Raw genomic sequence first — 16,462 nt, 5'->3', positions numbered from 1 at the left:
CTCCTTAGTCTTCTGCAAATACATATTTTTTATTTTCTATATCTATTATTTTTAGTTTTGTGTCGTAGATCTTGCTTATCCTTTCTCCTGTCAAGACTTGGCTTGCCTTTCCTTGAAATTCGATTTTCCCCTTCATCATTCCTACTATGGTGTCCGAATATTCTAGGGACTGGTTGATGTCATGAAGGACCATGATTATTGTCTTACCTAGATTTTTATTCAAATTTCTTATTAGTTTTAAAATTTCTATTTGGTATTTGATATCTAAGTAGGTTGTGGGTTCGTCTAAGAGAAGTATCTCGCTATCTTGTGCAATCGCCATAGCTATCCACGCCCTTTGGACTTGTCCACCTGATAGGGAGTTGACTCTCTCTTTTCTTATCTCTTCTAAGCCACAAACTTCTATTGCCTCATTGATTTTGTTTTTGTCTTCTATGCTTGGCTTCTGCATAAAGCCAACATAAGGATTTCTTCCATAGGCAACAAGTTCTTCAACTTTAATGTCGCCTGCTATTTGATTTTTTTGTCTAACTATGGCAACTTTTTTTGCAAATTCTTTTCTCTCTATATTTTTTATGTTTTTGCCATCAAGACTTATGAATCCCATTTTTGGTTTTTCTACTCTTGTTATTAATTTCAATAGGGTTGACTTGCCACAGCCATTGGCACCTAGGAGGGTTGTGATCTTATTTTTTTCTATTTTTAGATTTAAGTCTTTTATAACCATGTTTTTGTCATAGGCGAAAAATAAGTGATTAATTTCCATAATTTTTCCCTCCTACTTTTAATAGGCCTATAAAGAATATTCCGCCCACTACTGTCATTACTACTGATGGTTTTATTTCGTAAGGGTAGGCTATCACTCTTCCCAAGGTGTCTGATAGGAGGAGGGTTATTGCTCCCAGTATCATGGAATAGGGTATTAGGTTCTTGTGGTTTGAGCCAAGAATTATCCTTCCTATGTGCGGCACCACTAGTCCTAAGAATCCTATTACACCAACTATTGCTGTGGATACTGATGCTAGTATTATTCCTATTAGGGCTAGGATAAACCTATCTCGATTTACATTTACTCCCAAGGCTTGTGCTGTTTGATCTTCAAGTTGAAGTAGGTTCGCTGTCCTTATTGTGAAGAGTGCTATTATTAGAAATAGGATTCCGTAAATTGCCATAATTTTTACATCTGCCCAAGTTTTTTGTGCTACATTGCCTTCTATTATTGACTGAACGTTTGTGAGGTTGCCCCCCATCATGGATTTTATTCCTTCATTTACTCCCATGAGGGTCATGTTGAGTGCTACACCTACGAGGATTAATTTTATTGGGTTGGATCCTCCGTTCCAGGCTAGTGAATATATTAAGAGGTAGGCTAGGAGTCCTCCCACAACTGAAAAAAGTGGGCTAAAGGCATATAGGCCAGGGAATAATATCATTACAAGGCTTGCTGATAGACTGGCTGCTGATGATATACCTATTATGCCTGGATCTGTTAGGGGGTTTTGCATTACTGCTTGTAGGAGAACTCCTGATGTTGCAAGAGCCGCCCCAGCTAGTATTGATATTATTATTCTTGGAAACCTAAGGTCATATATTGTCGCTACGTCGGGATCATATTCTATGAACAAGCCTCTTAGCAATTTGCCAAAGGTCATTTCTATGGATCCTGTTTTTGCCGAATAGAGGATGAGTCCTATTAGGACCAGGATTGAAATTGTGTAAACTAGGATGATTTTATTTTTCTTCATTTGTCTTTTCACCTGTATTTCCTAATTCATTTGAGCCTTTTCCATAGAAGAGTTTGTCTAAGTCATTTAAGGCTTCCTTGTAGTTGAATTTCGCACTCATGCCAAATTTTTTGTAGTCAAGGTCGTAGACCCTGCCTTCCTTAACTGCCCTAAAGTGTTTCCAAATGTCATTTTCTGCAAAATCTTTTTTAAACATTGCCATTACTTGATCTGGTAGGGCATGGGCTGTTCTAAGTATCATGTCCGGGTCTTTCTTTAACATATCTTCTGTGTTTATTGTTATGAATTGTTGGTCTGTTCCTTCATATACATTTTCTGCCCCAGCAAGTTTTACAAGACTTCCTGCATAGGAGTTTTCTGTTGCTACTACGTAAGACCCTGGCAAACCCATTAAGATTAATACTCTAGGTGCTTTTTTGTCCTTGTGTTTTTCTTTATAGTCGTCTATGAATTTTTTGTAATCATCAATTAAGTCTTTGGCTTCTTTTTTTCTGTTAAGTAATTTTCCAAGATCCTCTATTGACTTATACATTCCATCTGTGTTGTTTAGGTTCAAAAATCCATAGTCAAGATCTGCTGCCTTGTATTTTGGAAGTAGGTCTGAAATTAAAGACACTGGTGAGAATACATAGTCTGGATTTATTTGCTTTAATTTTTCTATGTCTGGTGTCATTGCCATACCTACTTTAGGGACATCCTTGTATCTTTCTGGCATTGGATCGATTTCCGAGTTTGGTACTGCAACTAGGTCTATGTTTAATTTTTCCATAATGTAAACTGTTGCCATTGATGTTGCTGCTATTCTCAGCTCGCCATTATTTGCTTTCTTACCAGATTTTTGACTTACGCAAGATGTTAATAATAGACTTGCTAGAAGTATGGCTAGAATCTTTTTTATCCTATTCATAGATATTTCTCCTTTTTTCTTCTAATTCATCTTCTACTTTTTTCTTGTAGTTATATGATAGGAGGGCTAGTATGATAAATCCTCCTGTTAATATTACAAAGAGTCCTATTAAGCCATAAATAAAAGCCAAAGTTATTTTGCCTAATTTTGTCTTTTGTGTTTCTTTTTCATCTTGGTCATCTGAATAATATAATTTTTTAATTATTGGAGAATCCTTTGTTAAAAGTCCATGGTCATAACCTAAGTCTCCAGCAGAAAATTTTGAGTTGACAGGTTTTTGCTCTATTACTTCTCCTTGGTTAGGAGCTTGTAAAACTTCTCCAACTTGTTCATCATTGTCTAGTGGTTTTAAGTTGCTTAGGTTAGGTATATTGTTATTTGTATTAGTTTTAGGAATATTTGCCTGTGCCTGTGCTTGTGGGGCTTCCGTTACTGCTTCTTGTTTATTTGTACGTCTTGAAGAAGCATTTTGAAGAGTTGCAAAGTCCGTGTTACCTTTAACTAAATCTGATATTGTGTAGTAAAATATTACATCCCTTCCCATTGGACCTACAAAAAATGTTGCCCTTACGATTACATTTTTGCTTGGTATCTCAAATCTGTAATCTCGTGTTTCTGCTGTCTTTCCCGTAACTTCTGCTGGTACAGAATAGAAACTGTTGTCGCCATAATTTTGGACTGCGAAGGTTTCATTTTTGATATAGTTGGCTAGGTTATAACGAACTGACAAAAATATTCTTCCATCATCGGTTGTCTCTACCAAGGCTTGTGGAGATACTACATTTTCTGTCATACCCTGTCCTATTCCTGGATTGTTGCCTGGGTCTTCTATGACTCCTGTAACTGGATGAGAATAATAAGGCGTTGTCTTTGCTATTTCTTGTGAATAGGCATAGGTAACATTTATTAGACTTGTAAAAATGAGAGCCATAAGGCAAAGGCTATTTATTATTTTTTTCATTATCTTTTAGCCCTCCTAAAAACATCATTTCATCTTTCATATCTTTTACTTCTTGTAAATTTTTTCTAATTACAACAAAGGCTATTGCATTTAATCCTATAAATATTAGGAGTATTAAAATAATAATGCCCTTGGATTCTTTTTCTTCAATTTCTTGTCCCTCTGCTCCAATCTCTTTATCTTTATTTTGATTGGAGGATGGTCCCTTGTTTTCTTGACCTGAAATTTTACTTTGTAGTGATCCTATAGGGAGTGGACTTGTGTTTAGTGTTGTTGAACTAACTTGTGGACCTTCTACTGGCATAGGGGATGAGGAATCTGAAGAGCTTGATATTTTTTGTGTCTGTGGTTTTTTAACTGTCGTCATAAAGGCCTTTGCTCTATCTTCTTTTGAACTACTAGTGCCTGTGCTTATATTGCTTAGTGTAGGCAATTTATTATTATCTATGGTTTGATTTGCTTGCATACCTGAGCCAGCAGCTTTCGCCACTATAAAGATTGCTGAATCCTTTGTTTTAAATTCAATGTAATCTCCCTTGACTTTGAAATCTATCTTCTTTTTTTCTCCATTAATTATTTCATAAAGGCTTAGCTTGTCTTGTCCTTTGAATTTTAAAAGAGGTAATTTTAAATCAAATTCTTTGTTTGCGTAAATCTTTTTTCTATTTGCCTGAACGTTTTCTTCCTTGCCTGTTATTTCATCTAGGGGTCCTAAAAACTCAATCTTAAAAACATTCACTTGATCTAATTTATCAAAGGACTTTGTGAATTCTTCTGCTTCTTTCCCAGATAATTTGTTTCCGTAAAATGTAAATTCCTCCTTAAAAGTTTCTGGCCCGTAGTTGACTATTAAGTTTTTATTTTGAACTTCTCCTGCTTCCTTTGAATTAAACTCTGGCTTCTTTGGTCCGTCTTTAAACTTCTTTATTAGAGTTGCTTCGCTTTCATTTATTTTGTTTATTTTGTTAAAGTCCAATTTTATTCTCGCCCTTATTGGTTCGTCCCCCATGGGCTCAACCTTTGGATCTACATAGACCTTCGTCATTTCATCCATATTAATTAAGTTTGTCCTAAATACTCTTGGTCTTTTGTCCTTTTCCTTAGGTACTTCTAGGTCATAGCATCCTGCTTCTGCCCTATGATAAATTCCATCTTCCTTTTGGAAATATATATTTACCAAGGACGCTGTTATGGACATATATTCCATCTTGTCTGACCCTATGTATAAATTTGCTTCATTATTCTTTACTTCTATCTCCGCTCTTTGTATAAGGGCCTTGTTACCCATGCTCGGTTTTTCTTCGATGGCATGCCACAACTTAATTGGAATTTCATAGCAACCATCTTCTAAATTTATTTCTTTTTTCTCTGGTGTGCTTTCATTATCTGCAAATACAAAATTTGTTAAGAATAATAAAGATAATAAAAATACTAGAGATATGTGAATTTTTTTATTTTTCATTATAAAACCCCTTTTTATAAAATGATAATCTCAGGTTAATGATATTACTTATCATTTAAATAAGCTATAAAAGAATTATGAAAATTTTGTTAACTCTGGTTTACTCGAAGGAAAGTTTTTATAAATATATTATTTAAATTTTTATAATAAAAATAAACCCTAGTCAGTGACTAGAGTTTAGAAGGTTTTTATATATTTTATGGTGTATTAATTTAAGTTTTTAAGTTAAACAAAGGTTAACTATGAATAAAAAATTTGCTTTTTTGGCATGGATTGTTATTCCCATTTGAGATTTAATTTTTAAAATCAAGGATGCCTCTAAAATTATCCCATCTGATGTTGACCAGTAATCAATTAAATCAAGGGGAATCTTAAAAACCCTGTCCTTAGAATTTATTTCTATTTCTTCTCCATCATCGAAATAAAATAGCTTTGTAGCAATTGCTTTTTTAAAGTAACCGTGATGAGCCTTTTTTATTGTCTTAGTTGAAAGTTCTATATAGGATTCTTCTCCAATTATCAAATATGCGTGATCATCAAAGCCCATAAGTGCCATGGAATTATCTACAAAGGATCTTTTTCTATCCTCATCAATCTTCTTAATTGAAAAATTAATTTTATGTCTTCCCTCTTCTAAATATTCGGAAATATCTTGGACCCTCTCTCTCCCCTGAATATCTTTAGCTAAAATCATACTCTTGTATCTTTTTTCCATTGCCTCTTGATAAGGGATAAGCCTCTTTGACAATATTTCTAGGCTGATACTCCTAGCAAGACTATCGTCAATATCCAAAAATTTTTGCACTACAAATAAATTCTTTTCAAGCTTCTCATTATAAAATTCTGAAAGGTCACATCCAATTTTCGTCAACTTGTACTCATTATCCTCTTTGTATAGGATACCTGTAAGAATCATTTTATCTAGAATTTTTTTTGAGTTAGCGCGAGAACAATTAAAGAATAGACTTGCTTCTGTAATAGTCTTCCTTCCTTCATAATTTTTTATAAATAATAAATATTCAATTTGTATTTTAGTTATATTCAAGTTTATCATTGACTTATGACTCCATTTCTCTCTTTACTTCTACTATTCTGTCACAAATCCTAAGAGAACTATCTCTGTGAGATGAAATTATAATATTTTTATTTTTTCTCTCCTTATATAGGGACTTTAAAATTATCCCTTCGTTTAAGGCGTCTATGTTAGCTGTTGGTTCATCAAGTAGATATAACTTTGATTTTCTTAAAAAGATTCTTGCTAAAGCTAGCCTCTGAGCTTGTCCAGTGGAGATTTCATTATTTTCTTTTACTATCTCTGTGTCAAATCCCTTTTCAAGGGTCATTATGAAATCATAAATATTTGCCTTCTTGCAAGCTTCTATTAATTCCTCTTCACTTGCATCTTTTTTTGCAATTTTCAAGTTATCTCTAATGCTACCTCTAAATAGGTGGGTTTCTTGACTTAAGTATGAAATGTTCTCTCTTAAATTTAATGTCTTTAAGTCTTTTATGTTTATATCATTTAGGCAAATTTTACCACTTTTTGTATCATAAAATCTCATCATTAATTTTATTAATGTAGACTTGCCACAACCGCTTTTCCCTTTTAGGCCTATTATCTCATTTAATGAAGCTTTAAAATTAAAATCATTAATAAGTTTTGTATCATCATAGGAGAAATTTACTTCTTCAAGACATATATTTTCATAATCAATTTCTTCTCCCTCATAATTTATTGGTGTAAGAGGATCCTCTTCTAAAAGTTCCATGACTCTCTTGCCGCAAGCAAAGGTCAAAACTAAATTATTTGCAAGAGATGAAAGAGCACTTGTTGGTCCAAAAGAAGAAATGAAAACTCCCAAGGGAAATAATAAGTCACTAAGGTCTAGGATTGAAACCTTGTAAAGCTTAAAGGCTGCCAAAGTAAAAATTAAGTCTCCGAGTATTATTGTAAAAGATGTGAGGGCAAAATTACTAGATGACTTTTCTGTAAGAACCTTGGTAGACCTATTTAGCTTATTTGCCTCAAATTCAATCTCTTTATACCTATCATCAAAATAAGAAAAATTAATAATTTCTTTTATTCCCTTAAAACTTTCCAGGATCAGAGAATTTAAACTTGATAAATTCTTCCTCTGCCTTCTCCCAATTTCTCCAGCAGATTTCTCTGTAATAATCGGAATAATTATAGCTAATATCAAGTGAAAAGCTAAAAGTATCCAAGAATAAATTGGATTAAATTTCCACAAGATTATAAAGAAAAATAAAGTATGCACTAGGGCTATACAAACAGGAGAAATTGTGTGTGCATAAAAGACCTCTAGTAGTTCTATATCTGATGTGATAATAGAAATTAATTCCCCCTTATTTTTTCCATTCATCTTAGCTGGTCCCAAAGACCTTAGCTTTCTGAAAATTTTATCTCTTAATATTGCTAAAATTTTGAAGGCCATATAGTGATTTAAAAGCTGTTCAAGGTACTTAAATATTGCCCTCAGTATAGCTAAAGTGAATAAAATTCCAATTATTAATTTTAAATTTATAGTTTGCTTTAAAAGTAGCTTACTTAGGTAGAATAAGCCTAATGATGGCAATAAGGTAGCAAATATGTGTCCACTTGCACCAAAAAATATGGCAAAAAACATTTGTAACTTCAAATCACCCACAAGAGATAGGAGTTTCCCTATTAAATTTTTATATTCAATTAATTTCTTCATTTAAACCCCACATTTCTAATTCCCTTTGGTATCTATAAATACCAGAAAATAATTCTCCCTTACTTATTTCTTCAAAACTTCCTTCTTCAGCTACCTTCTTATTGTCAAGATAGTAAATATAGTCTGCCTGGAGGACTGTGTTGAGTCTATGAGTAATAAGAATAATGGTCATTTCTTCTTTTAATTTTTGTATAAGATTTAAAATCAAATCTTCTGATTCCTTATCTATATTTGAAATGGACTCATCTAAAATTAAAATCTTTGGTTCTTTCAAAAGGGCTCTTCCTATTGCAAGCCTTTGTTTTTGTCCACCTGATAAGTTGTTACCAGCACTTTCTAGGATGCTATCTAAGCCTCCTATATTTTTAAAGTAGGAATATAGACCAACCTCTTCTAAAACTTCTATCAACTTATCATCATCTGCATTTTTATTTGCCATTTTAAGATTATACCTAAGACTTTCCTTAAAGAAGTAGGGGCTATTGTCTACTAACATTATATTTTCATTTAAAGAATCATTTGAAATTTCACTTAAGCCATTATAAAGTATCTCCCCATCATAATTTCTTTCAAATCCACCAATTAATTTCGCAAGAGTAGACTTCCCACAACCACTTTCTCCTACTATGGCTGTAATTTTGTTCGACTTAATTTTCATATTTAAGCCTTTTAAAATTTCCTTTTCTCCGTAAGAAAAATTTAAATTTTTTACTTCTACATCTACTCTCTCATCTTGTATTAGATTTTTAAAATCTTCTATACTTTCTATTTCTAAAATTTCGAAGAGGGAATTAGCTGCTGTGATTCCGTTCATTGCAACATGAAAAAGTGCTCCCAATCTTCTTAAAGGTAAGAAAAATTCTTGGCTTAAGAGTATAAAAGAAAAGGCTGCGAAGATAGAAAGCTGCCCCTTAGAATAATAATATATGGATAAAATTATTCCCAAGGCTGATCCTGCATAAGAAATTAAGTCTAGGACTGTAATGTTATTAAGTTGCATCATGAGGAGCTTCATGGTTTTGACCCTAAAGTCTTCTGCCTTTTCATTTAGTAGGTCATTGTAGTCTTCATCTGCATTAAAAACTTCTAAACTTGTTAAGCCATATAGGAAGTCAATAAAAACTTCTGACAGATTTGTATATGATTTCCAATAAGTTTTCACGACTTTCTTTGCAAGTTTTTGCACCATCATTATGGCAATAGGTATTAGTGGTATTAGCAAGAGCATTATTATTGCAATTTTGAAATTTAAAAAGGAAAGTATGCAAAATAAAATTAGGGGACCTATTAGGGAGAAGAGAAGTTGTGGCAAGAGCGCAGAGTAAAATAAATTGAGTTGTTCTATCCCCTCTACCCCTAAATTTATAACTTCTGAAATGGAAACTTTGCTACCATACTCCATCTTAAAAGAAAAAACCTTCTTCATTAGTCTTTCTCTCAAGTTATTTTTAATCCTATAGGAAGCCTTGTAAGATATACTAGCTTCTATTTTTATTAAGAAAATATTTAGTCCCATTATTAGGAGCATAAATAAAATAAACTTGCTCCCACTAAAGCTTGAACTAATTAAAGCTTCTATAGACTTGCCTATTAAAAAAATCATGGCAACATTAGTTGTCATTTGTAAAATTTTTATAAGTAAAAGTTTTAAGATTTGTATTTTCTCACTTTTTAACTCATTGAATAATTTCTTGTTAAACATTTCTACTCCTTGATTGTCTTAATTTTAAAAATAAAATATATGTAGTGAAAAATAAGCACTAATAAGAGTGTAATTCTCGCATGCAAGTTGTTTACAAAATAAAATGATATAGCTAAAAAGAAAGTGATTGTCATTAGTATCTTTCTCTTTCTCTCTCTTGTCATTCCAGTCTTGTTTTTTATTGGCTCAATATTTTCCTTGTATAATTTAGTAGAAATAAAATAGTCGTTGAACTTTTTTGATCCTCTTGCAAAGCAATAAGTTGCAAGTAACAAGAAGGGAGTCGCAGGTAATAAGGGCAAATATATACCGATTATTCCAATCCCCAAAAATATAAATCCAAGTATTAGAAATAAAATCTTCAATTATATCCTCCTTAACTTTAATTTCTAAATTTTTCATGATAAATACTAACAAAGAAATTTTTATAAGTAAATAATATTGATATTGGATATCATTTTATTTTTCTTAAATAAATTCACTTTTTTTATCTTATATGTTGAATTATAGGGACTAGGTCCTTGTTAACCTCAGTTAATTTTTTATATAATTTAAGGCAAAAAAATAAGGCCCTGGATCCCCAGAGCCTTTAAGCTTATAAGCTTACATTTTTTCAATATTTATTTTAATGTCGTGACCATTTAGACTTTCAACTTCTGCTTCGTTGTCTTCTTTTACAAGATCAAGTGCAAGAGTTTCTGATTTGATAAATTCTTTCTCTGCTTCAATAGCTTTTTCAACTTCATCATCAGACTTGTATGTGATCTTAATGTTGTCAAGAATATCTAAGTCTTTTTTCTTTCTTAGTTGCTGAATCTTTGATACAAATTCTCTTACATAACCTTCATTTAGAAGTTCTTCGTTAAGTTCTGTGTCTAGGATTACGAAGAGGTTGTTTTCCATTATTACGTCGAAGCCTTCTTTTGCAGAAATTTTAACTTCAACAAAGTCTCTTTCAATTTCTGTATCTTCGCCAGCAAGTTCAAGAGTAACTTTACCTTCTTCAAGCTTAGCTAGTAGGTCTTTTGCATTGGCTTCTCTAAGAGCCTTGCCAAAGTCCTTAACCTTTGAACCTAAGATGCTACCACAAACTTTAAAGTTTGGTTTAAGTTCAAATTCCATATATTCTGAAAGGTCATGTTCAAATTGAACTTCCTTAACGTTAAGTTCTTCCTTGATAAGTTCTGTTAAGTCGCCAATGATTTCCTTGTACTTTCCATCGATGATAACTTTAGAAAGTGGTTGTCTAACCTTTATCTTTGCTTCTTCTCTTGAAGCTCTTCCTAGAGTTACAAGATCTCTTACAAGGTCCATCTTTTCTTCAACCTTGTCGTTAATCATGTTTTCATCATAAGTTGGATAGTCAGCTAAGTGAACTGATTCTTCATAAGTAAGTGACTTAAATAATTCTTCTGATAGGAATGGAACCATTGGTGCAATTAATTTTGTCACACCAAGTAGAACTTCATAAGTTGTCTTGTAAACGGCAATCTTAATGTTGTCCTTATCAGTCTTCCAGAATCTTCTTCTGTTTCTTCTGATGTACCAGTTGGAAACATCTTCGATAACGAAGTCTTGGATTTCTCTTACAACTTTTGTAAGTTCAAATGCTTCCATGTCTTCTCTTACATTTTTAACAAGTCTGTGGTACTTAGACAATAACCACTTATCTATTTCTTCTAAGTCGTCATAGGAAACCTTAACTTCTCTTGGGTCAATCTTGTCTGTGTTTGCATATAGACTGAAGAAGTTGTAAGTGTTTCTTAGAGATCTAAAGAATTTTGATTCAATTTCACGTAGTCCATCTTCATCGAATTTTGTTGGAGTCCATGGTGGAGATACATAAAGTAGGTACCACCTAACAACGTCAGCCCCGTACTTGTCAAAGAGTTCAAATGGTGCAACTGTATTGCCACGAGATTTTGACATCTTCTTTCCTTCCTTATCAAGGATAAGGTCATTAACAAGTACATTCTTGTAAGGACTCTTGCCTGTCATATAAGTTGATATTGCAATTAGTGAGTAGAACCAACCTCTTGTTTGGTCAATTCCTTCACATATAAAGTCTGCTGGGAAAAGTTCGTCAAAGTTATCTTTGTTTTCAAATGGATAGTGCCATTGAGCAAAAGGCATAGCACCTGAGTCAAACCAAACGTCAATTACGTCTGCTTCCCTAGTCATTGGCTTGCCACACTTAGGACACTTGATGTGGATATCATCAACGTAAGGTCTGTGAAGTTCAACATCTTCTGCTACATCTTCTACTGCCTTATTTCTCAAATCTTCTATTGAGCCAACAGATTCTGTGTGGCCACATTCACATCTCCATATTGGAAGTGGAGTACCCCAATATCTTGATCTAGAGATTGCCCAGTCATTTAAGTTTTCTAGCCAGTTTCCAAATCTCTTTTCTCCAACGAAGTCTGGGAACCAGTTTACTCCATTGTTATTTTCTATTAACTTATCCTTAAACTTAGTTACTTCTATATACCATGATGGGTGTGCGTAGTAAATAAGTGGAGTATGACATCTCCAGCAATGTGGATAGTTGTGAAGCATCTTTTGTTTTGCGAATAAAAGATCGTGGTCCATTAGGTAATGAAGAACATCGTGGTCAGCATCAATTACAAATTGACCCTTCCAAGGTGTGTCTGTAAACTTACCATCATCATCAACTGGTTTTAACATTGGAAGGTCATATCCCCTTGCAGTTTGATAGTCATCTTCACCAAAGGCAGGAGCAATATGAACTATACCAGTACCATCTTCAGTTGTTACATAATCAGCACAGATTACATAAAAAGCTTTTTTATCTGGTTCAAGGAATTTAAGGAGTTGTTCATATTCTGTGTATTCAAGATCCTTACCAAGCATTTCTTCTAAGACTTCATATTCGTCATCCTTAAAGACTTGTTTAGCAAGAGATTTAGCTACATAGTAAATATGTCCGTCAGCATGCTTAACCTTAACGTATTCAACTTTTGGGTTAACAGCTAGGGCAACGTTAGATGGAAGTGTCCATGGTGTAGTTGTCCATGCTAAGAAGTATTCATTTTCCTTGTCTTTTAATTTAAATCTACAAGTTGCTGTTGTAGTTTTTATTTCTTCATAACCTTGAGCAACTTCGTGAGATGCAAGTCCAGTTCCACATCTTGGGCAGTAAGGAACAATTTTGTGGCCTTCATAAATTAGGCCGTCCTTAAACATCTTGTCTAGGATGTGCCAAACTGATTCAATATAAGAATTTTGAAGAGTGATATATGGGTGGTCTAAGTCAATTAAGTAACCCATTCTTCTTGTAAGAGTTCTCCATTCTTTTTCATATTCAAAAACAGATTCCTTACATTTTTTGTTAAAGGCTTCAACTCCATAGGACTCTATGTCTTGTTTGTTGTGAAGATCTAGTCTCTTTTCTACTTCAATTTCTACAGGTAGACCATGTGTATCCCAGCCTGCTTTTCTCTTAACTTGATAACCAAGCATTGTATGGTATCTACAAGTTAAATCCTTAAGAGTTCTCGCCATGACATGGTGAATGCCTGGCTTTCCATTAGCAGTTGGAGGTCCTTCATAGAATATATAATTTTCTCCATCTTTTCTCGATTCCACAGATTTGTGTAGAAGATCTATTTCGTCCCAAAATTTTGAGACCTGTTCTTCCCTTTCACTTACACTGTCTTTAGATAATTCTTTAAATACTTTCATCTAAATCTCCTTTTCTTCCATATTTTTGTATAAAAAAAAGTCCCCTCTCAAAAGAGAAGGGACGAACTAACCGCGGTACCACCCTAATTATAGGAAACTATCACTTAATATCTTAACGCAAAATTACGCAAGAGCTTTTGACTCTTGAGCTCCAAGGTGATCTGTAAAATTTCGAAAGGCAGTTTTGCACCAACCAACTGTTCTCTTACTTTCTAAAAATTACCGTCCTCTTCACAGCTTATATAAATTTGTCAATTGTTTGACTCTTAAACATCTTAATAATATTTGATTGCATACCTGCAAGGGCAAGGTGGAATTTACAACTTCTTCTATCCTCATCAGGATGCTTACTGCAAAATGAGTCTTCTTTTTGTAAGCACCTATTGATTACAATAGGACCATCTACAGCTACAAGTATATCATACAAAGTGATTTCTTCCTTAGCTTTCTTTAAAAAATATCCGCCTTTAGATCCTCTCTTCGCATCTGTAATGCCAGCCAAATTTAATTTTCTAAGTATTCTTAGGGTAAATCTTTTTGTAACACCTTCGCTTTCAGCTATTTGTGGCGCTCCAACAACCTTTCCCTCATTTGCTGCTAGATAACTTACAATACGAAATGCATAGTCTGTTTCTTGTGTTATTCTCATATTATCACCTATTTAGGATATTATACCATCAAAGTTTACAATTTAAAATAGTCATCTTGAATTTTTCGCAACTTTACTATTTCTGAATCATTATTTAAGGCTATATCGTCATAAGTAAGAAGACTTCCCTTTTTAATATCTCTCTTTGCAAAGGCTCCTTCTGTCACTATACCTATTGGAAGATGATTGCCTCTTTCTTGATCTTCTTTTGTCTCAAGACTTCCAAAGATCATCTCGCCACCTATGGAGTCAAACTTTTCTCCCTTTTTGATGTCTCTCTTTGCAACAGAGACTGTTTCTGCAAAAGGTCTGCCAAGGGGAGCAATAGATTCATCCCTAAGGACAACTGCCTTTATAATAGAAATAATTGTCTCAATGCTTGTTAGATGGTAGGGCCTATAAATTGTATAGTTTGGGCCCTCGCCCATGGATAAATATTGCATTTCCATATCTATTATATCTGACTTAGGTCTTACTACTGCAAAGACTCCTGGGGCAATTCCCGTTGCAAAGTCAACAACTCCGTAAGAATTTAAAATTCCCCCATCTTCCTTTAGCTTAAAGTCCTCAGCAATATTTTTTGGTTCAGTATTAACAAAGTGACAACCTCTTACATCTGGTACAAATCCAAGGGCATTGCAAACTGCATTGAGTTCGATCATGGTATTTGTTCCATCGACAAAGGAAGTTAGCATCCTTGGGTTGATTCCCTTTTTCTCTGCAGCTTCTCTTAAGCTATCTGGAGTTGCATAATTATTTAATTCATTGTTCTTTCCCTTGCCTAGGACTAGGACTTCAAAGCCACAGTTTTTAGCAAATTCATAAATTTCTACAATGGCTCCTGGCTCATCTCCCTTAGTTCCAGAATAGACTACTCCTTTTTCATCTGCCAAGACTTTTAAATAAGGTCCCACTGTTGCATCCATTTCTACATTGAGGCTGACGATATCAACCTTGTTTTCTATAGCCACAAGGGATAACTTTGTACCAGTTTCTGTGTCTCCAGTGCAGTCCACTATACAGTCCACAAGGGATGCTGCTATTAAGTTATTTGTAGTTCCAAGGTATTTCTTTTCCTTTAAAAGTTTCTTTGCCTCTTCCATGTCATCTGTAAAGGCAAGGTCATCTTTATCTATATTTGCTGCTTCAATAGCAGACTCTAGTGTCTTTTTATTTCTTGAGGAAAACACTATGGGATAAAAATTTTCATTTTGGCTAAGTATAGTGAAGAGCGAGCTTCCCATAATACCTGAGCCAACAATTCCAACAGAAATATTCCCAAATTCCTTTAATTTTTTCTGTAAATAAAACATTCTTCCTCCAAATTTATTGCAAGATCTAATTTCAAAATTAATCACAAAAATTATTTTAATCTGATTTTACTTCTATTGCAAATTACTTTTGTAAATTTTTTTCCCTCAATATTTTTCCAAGTCTATAGCCACATCCAAAGGCAAAATGCAAGTTATATCCACCACAGTCTCCATCAATATCAAGAGCCTCACCAATTATATAGAGGTCCTTGTATTTTTTTGCTTCATAATTTTCTGGACTAACTTCATCTAAAGAAACTCCACCTCTTGTTACTTGGGCATTTTTAAATCCAGTGTTACCTGTAACCTTAAAGCGAGATTTTAATAGAAGGCCAATAATTTTTTCAAAGTCTCCCATGGAAATCATGTTTACTGCTGTGTTCTTATCCATGTCTAGTGAGTCAACAATATAGTGGATGAACTTTTTGTCAACAAGTCCCATTAAAAATTCTTCAAGGGAAAAGTCTGGGAACATGTAGTACCTGTTGTAGACCATATCAATACTGTCTTTCTTTAAGTTATTAATCAGCGGCACTTCAATGATGTCGCCTTCTTCAGTATTAACAGACATATCCAAGATTGGAGGTCCACTAATACCGTAATTGGTAAATAAAATTTCGCCCTCTCTCTCGTCTATGACTTTTTCATCCCTTAAGAGCCTTGCACGACCTATTACCTTTGTACCACTTAGATGTTTTAAATATTTTGAATCAAGTTTTAATTGAGTTAGGGCTGGTTTTAAGTCCGTCACCTTTATCCCCATCTTCTTTAGGATTTCAAAACTCACACCATCAGACCCACTTGCTGGCATAGCCTTGCCGCCAAAGGCAGCTACAACTATATCAGCTCTTAAAGTCTCTTCATTTGTTATGACTTCGTAGCCTTTTTTTGTCTTCTTGATTTCCTTAACCTGGCTCTTGGTTTTCACTTCAATACCATTTTTTTCAAGCCAGTAAATCAAAATATTTAAAACAGAATTCGCCTTTAAGCTTATGGGATAGACTCTGTTACCATCTAGTGTAGATTCAAGTCCTAAAATCCTAAAATAATTTATTAAATCTTCATTGCTAAAGTCCTCTAGAGTTCTCTTGACAAAGTCGGGAGAAGAATAATTTTTTTCTGACAAGTTCATGTTAGTATAGTTGCACCTGCCATTGCCAGTTGCCAATAGCTTCTTCCCAATTCTGTCATTTTTCTCTAAGAGTATTACCCTGTTATTTTCATTTTTTGCATTTATGGCAGTGACAATTCCACTTGCCCCTGCTCCAATTATAATTATATCCATATTATCACCCCTAAAT

General features: G+C 33.8%; 13 protein-coding genes and 1 other annotated feature. All 13 genes read right to left on the bottom strand.

Annotated features, from left to right (window positions below; all coding sequences use genetic code 11):
- Positions 1–4: 4 nt before the first annotated feature.
- The 13 genes from ACWPVO_RS03565 to ACWPVO_RS03505 all read right to left on the bottom strand — a co-directional run bounded on the left by ACWPVO_RS03565 (position 5) and on the right by ACWPVO_RS03505 (position 16,446).
- Positions 5–766: an ABC transporter ATP-binding protein gene (locus tag ACWPVO_RS03565; protein WP_060800047.1), complete on the bottom strand. Its 762-nt coding sequence runs from the start codon at positions 764–766 to the stop codon at positions 5–7.
- The gene (locus ACWPVO_RS03560) at positions 756–1,745 is read right to left on the bottom strand and encodes a FecCD family ABC transporter permease (protein ID WP_005955867.1); all 990 of its coding nucleotides are present in this window, start codon (positions 1,743–1,745) and stop codon (positions 756–758) included. Before ACWPVO_RS03560 ends, ACWPVO_RS03565 begins: the two co-directional genes overlap by 11 nt.
- Positions 1,732–2,652, bottom strand: coding sequence for a heme ABC transporter substrate-binding protein IsdE (gene isdE / locus ACWPVO_RS03555; RefSeq protein WP_454206577.1), 921 nt, complete (start codon positions 2,650–2,652; stop codon positions 1,732–1,734). Before isdE ends, ACWPVO_RS03560 begins: the two co-directional genes overlap by 14 nt.
- Entirely contained in the window at positions 2,645–3,613 is a 969-nt protein-coding gene (locus tag ACWPVO_RS03550; RefSeq protein ID WP_060800045.1) for a heme-binding Shp domain-containing protein, read from the bottom strand. The genes isdE and ACWPVO_RS03550 overlap by 8 nt, the downstream gene beginning before the upstream one ends.
- Positions 3,594–5,075, bottom strand: a complete 1,482-nt coding sequence (locus ACWPVO_RS03545; RefSeq protein WP_454206575.1) for an iron transporter — start codon at positions 5,073–5,075, stop codon at positions 3,594–3,596. The genes ACWPVO_RS03550 and ACWPVO_RS03545 overlap by 20 nt, the downstream gene beginning before the upstream one ends.
- A 220-nt stretch (positions 5,076–5,295) precedes the next feature.
- Positions 5,296–6,129: a hypothetical protein gene (locus ACWPVO_RS03540; RefSeq protein WP_454206573.1), complete on the bottom strand. Its 834-nt coding sequence runs from the start codon at positions 6,127–6,129 to the stop codon at positions 5,296–5,298.
- Between the two features lie 4 nt (positions 6,130–6,133).
- Positions 6,134–7,792 carry an ABC transporter ATP-binding protein gene (locus tag ACWPVO_RS03535; RefSeq protein ID WP_454206571.1) on the bottom strand — a complete coding sequence of 553 codons (1,659 nt, stop codon included), beginning with the start codon at positions 7,790–7,792 and terminating at the stop codon, positions 6,134–6,136.
- A complete protein-coding gene (locus ACWPVO_RS03530) occupies positions 7,776–9,494 on the bottom strand; it encodes an ABC transporter ATP-binding protein/permease (RefSeq protein WP_454206569.1) in 1,719 nt (572 codons plus the stop codon). Before ACWPVO_RS03530 ends, ACWPVO_RS03535 begins: the two co-directional genes overlap by 17 nt.
- Positions 9,495–9,496: 2 nt before the next feature.
- Complete coding sequence (locus ACWPVO_RS03525; RefSeq protein ID WP_005955849.1) at positions 9,497–9,859, bottom strand: YbaN family protein; 363 nt, start codon at positions 9,857–9,859, stop codon at positions 9,497–9,499.
- 238 nt (positions 9,860–10,097) lie between these two features.
- Positions 10,098–13,199, bottom strand: coding sequence for an isoleucine--tRNA ligase (ileS, locus tag ACWPVO_RS03520; RefSeq protein ID WP_454206567.1), 3,102 nt, complete (start codon positions 13,197–13,199; stop codon positions 10,098–10,100).
- A gap of 54 nt (positions 13,200–13,253) precedes the next feature.
- Positions 13,254–13,443: a binding site (T-box leader), on the bottom strand.
- Entirely contained in the window at positions 13,438–13,848 is a 411-nt protein-coding gene (locus ACWPVO_RS03515; protein WP_148465463.1) for an RrF2 family transcriptional regulator, read from the bottom strand. Its footprint overlaps the feature before it by 6 nt.
- A 35-nt stretch (positions 13,849–13,883) precedes the next feature.
- Positions 13,884–15,161: an NAD(P)H-dependent oxidoreductase gene (locus ACWPVO_RS03510; protein WP_148465462.1), complete on the bottom strand. Its 1,278-nt coding sequence runs from the start codon at positions 15,159–15,161 to the stop codon at positions 13,884–13,886.
- An 82-nt stretch (positions 15,162–15,243) separates the two neighbouring features.
- The gene (locus ACWPVO_RS03505) at positions 15,244–16,446 is read right to left on the bottom strand and encodes an aminoacetone oxidase family FAD-binding enzyme (protein WP_454206564.1); all 1,203 of its coding nucleotides are present in this window, start codon (positions 16,444–16,446) and stop codon (positions 15,244–15,246) included.
- Positions 16,447–16,462: the final 16 nt, after the last annotated feature.

This window comes from Peptoniphilus sp. Marseille-Q6390 (assembly GCF_965119475.1).
Note: the sequence above shows the minus strand (reverse complement) of the source record. Positions and strands in the feature narration are given on the sequence as shown.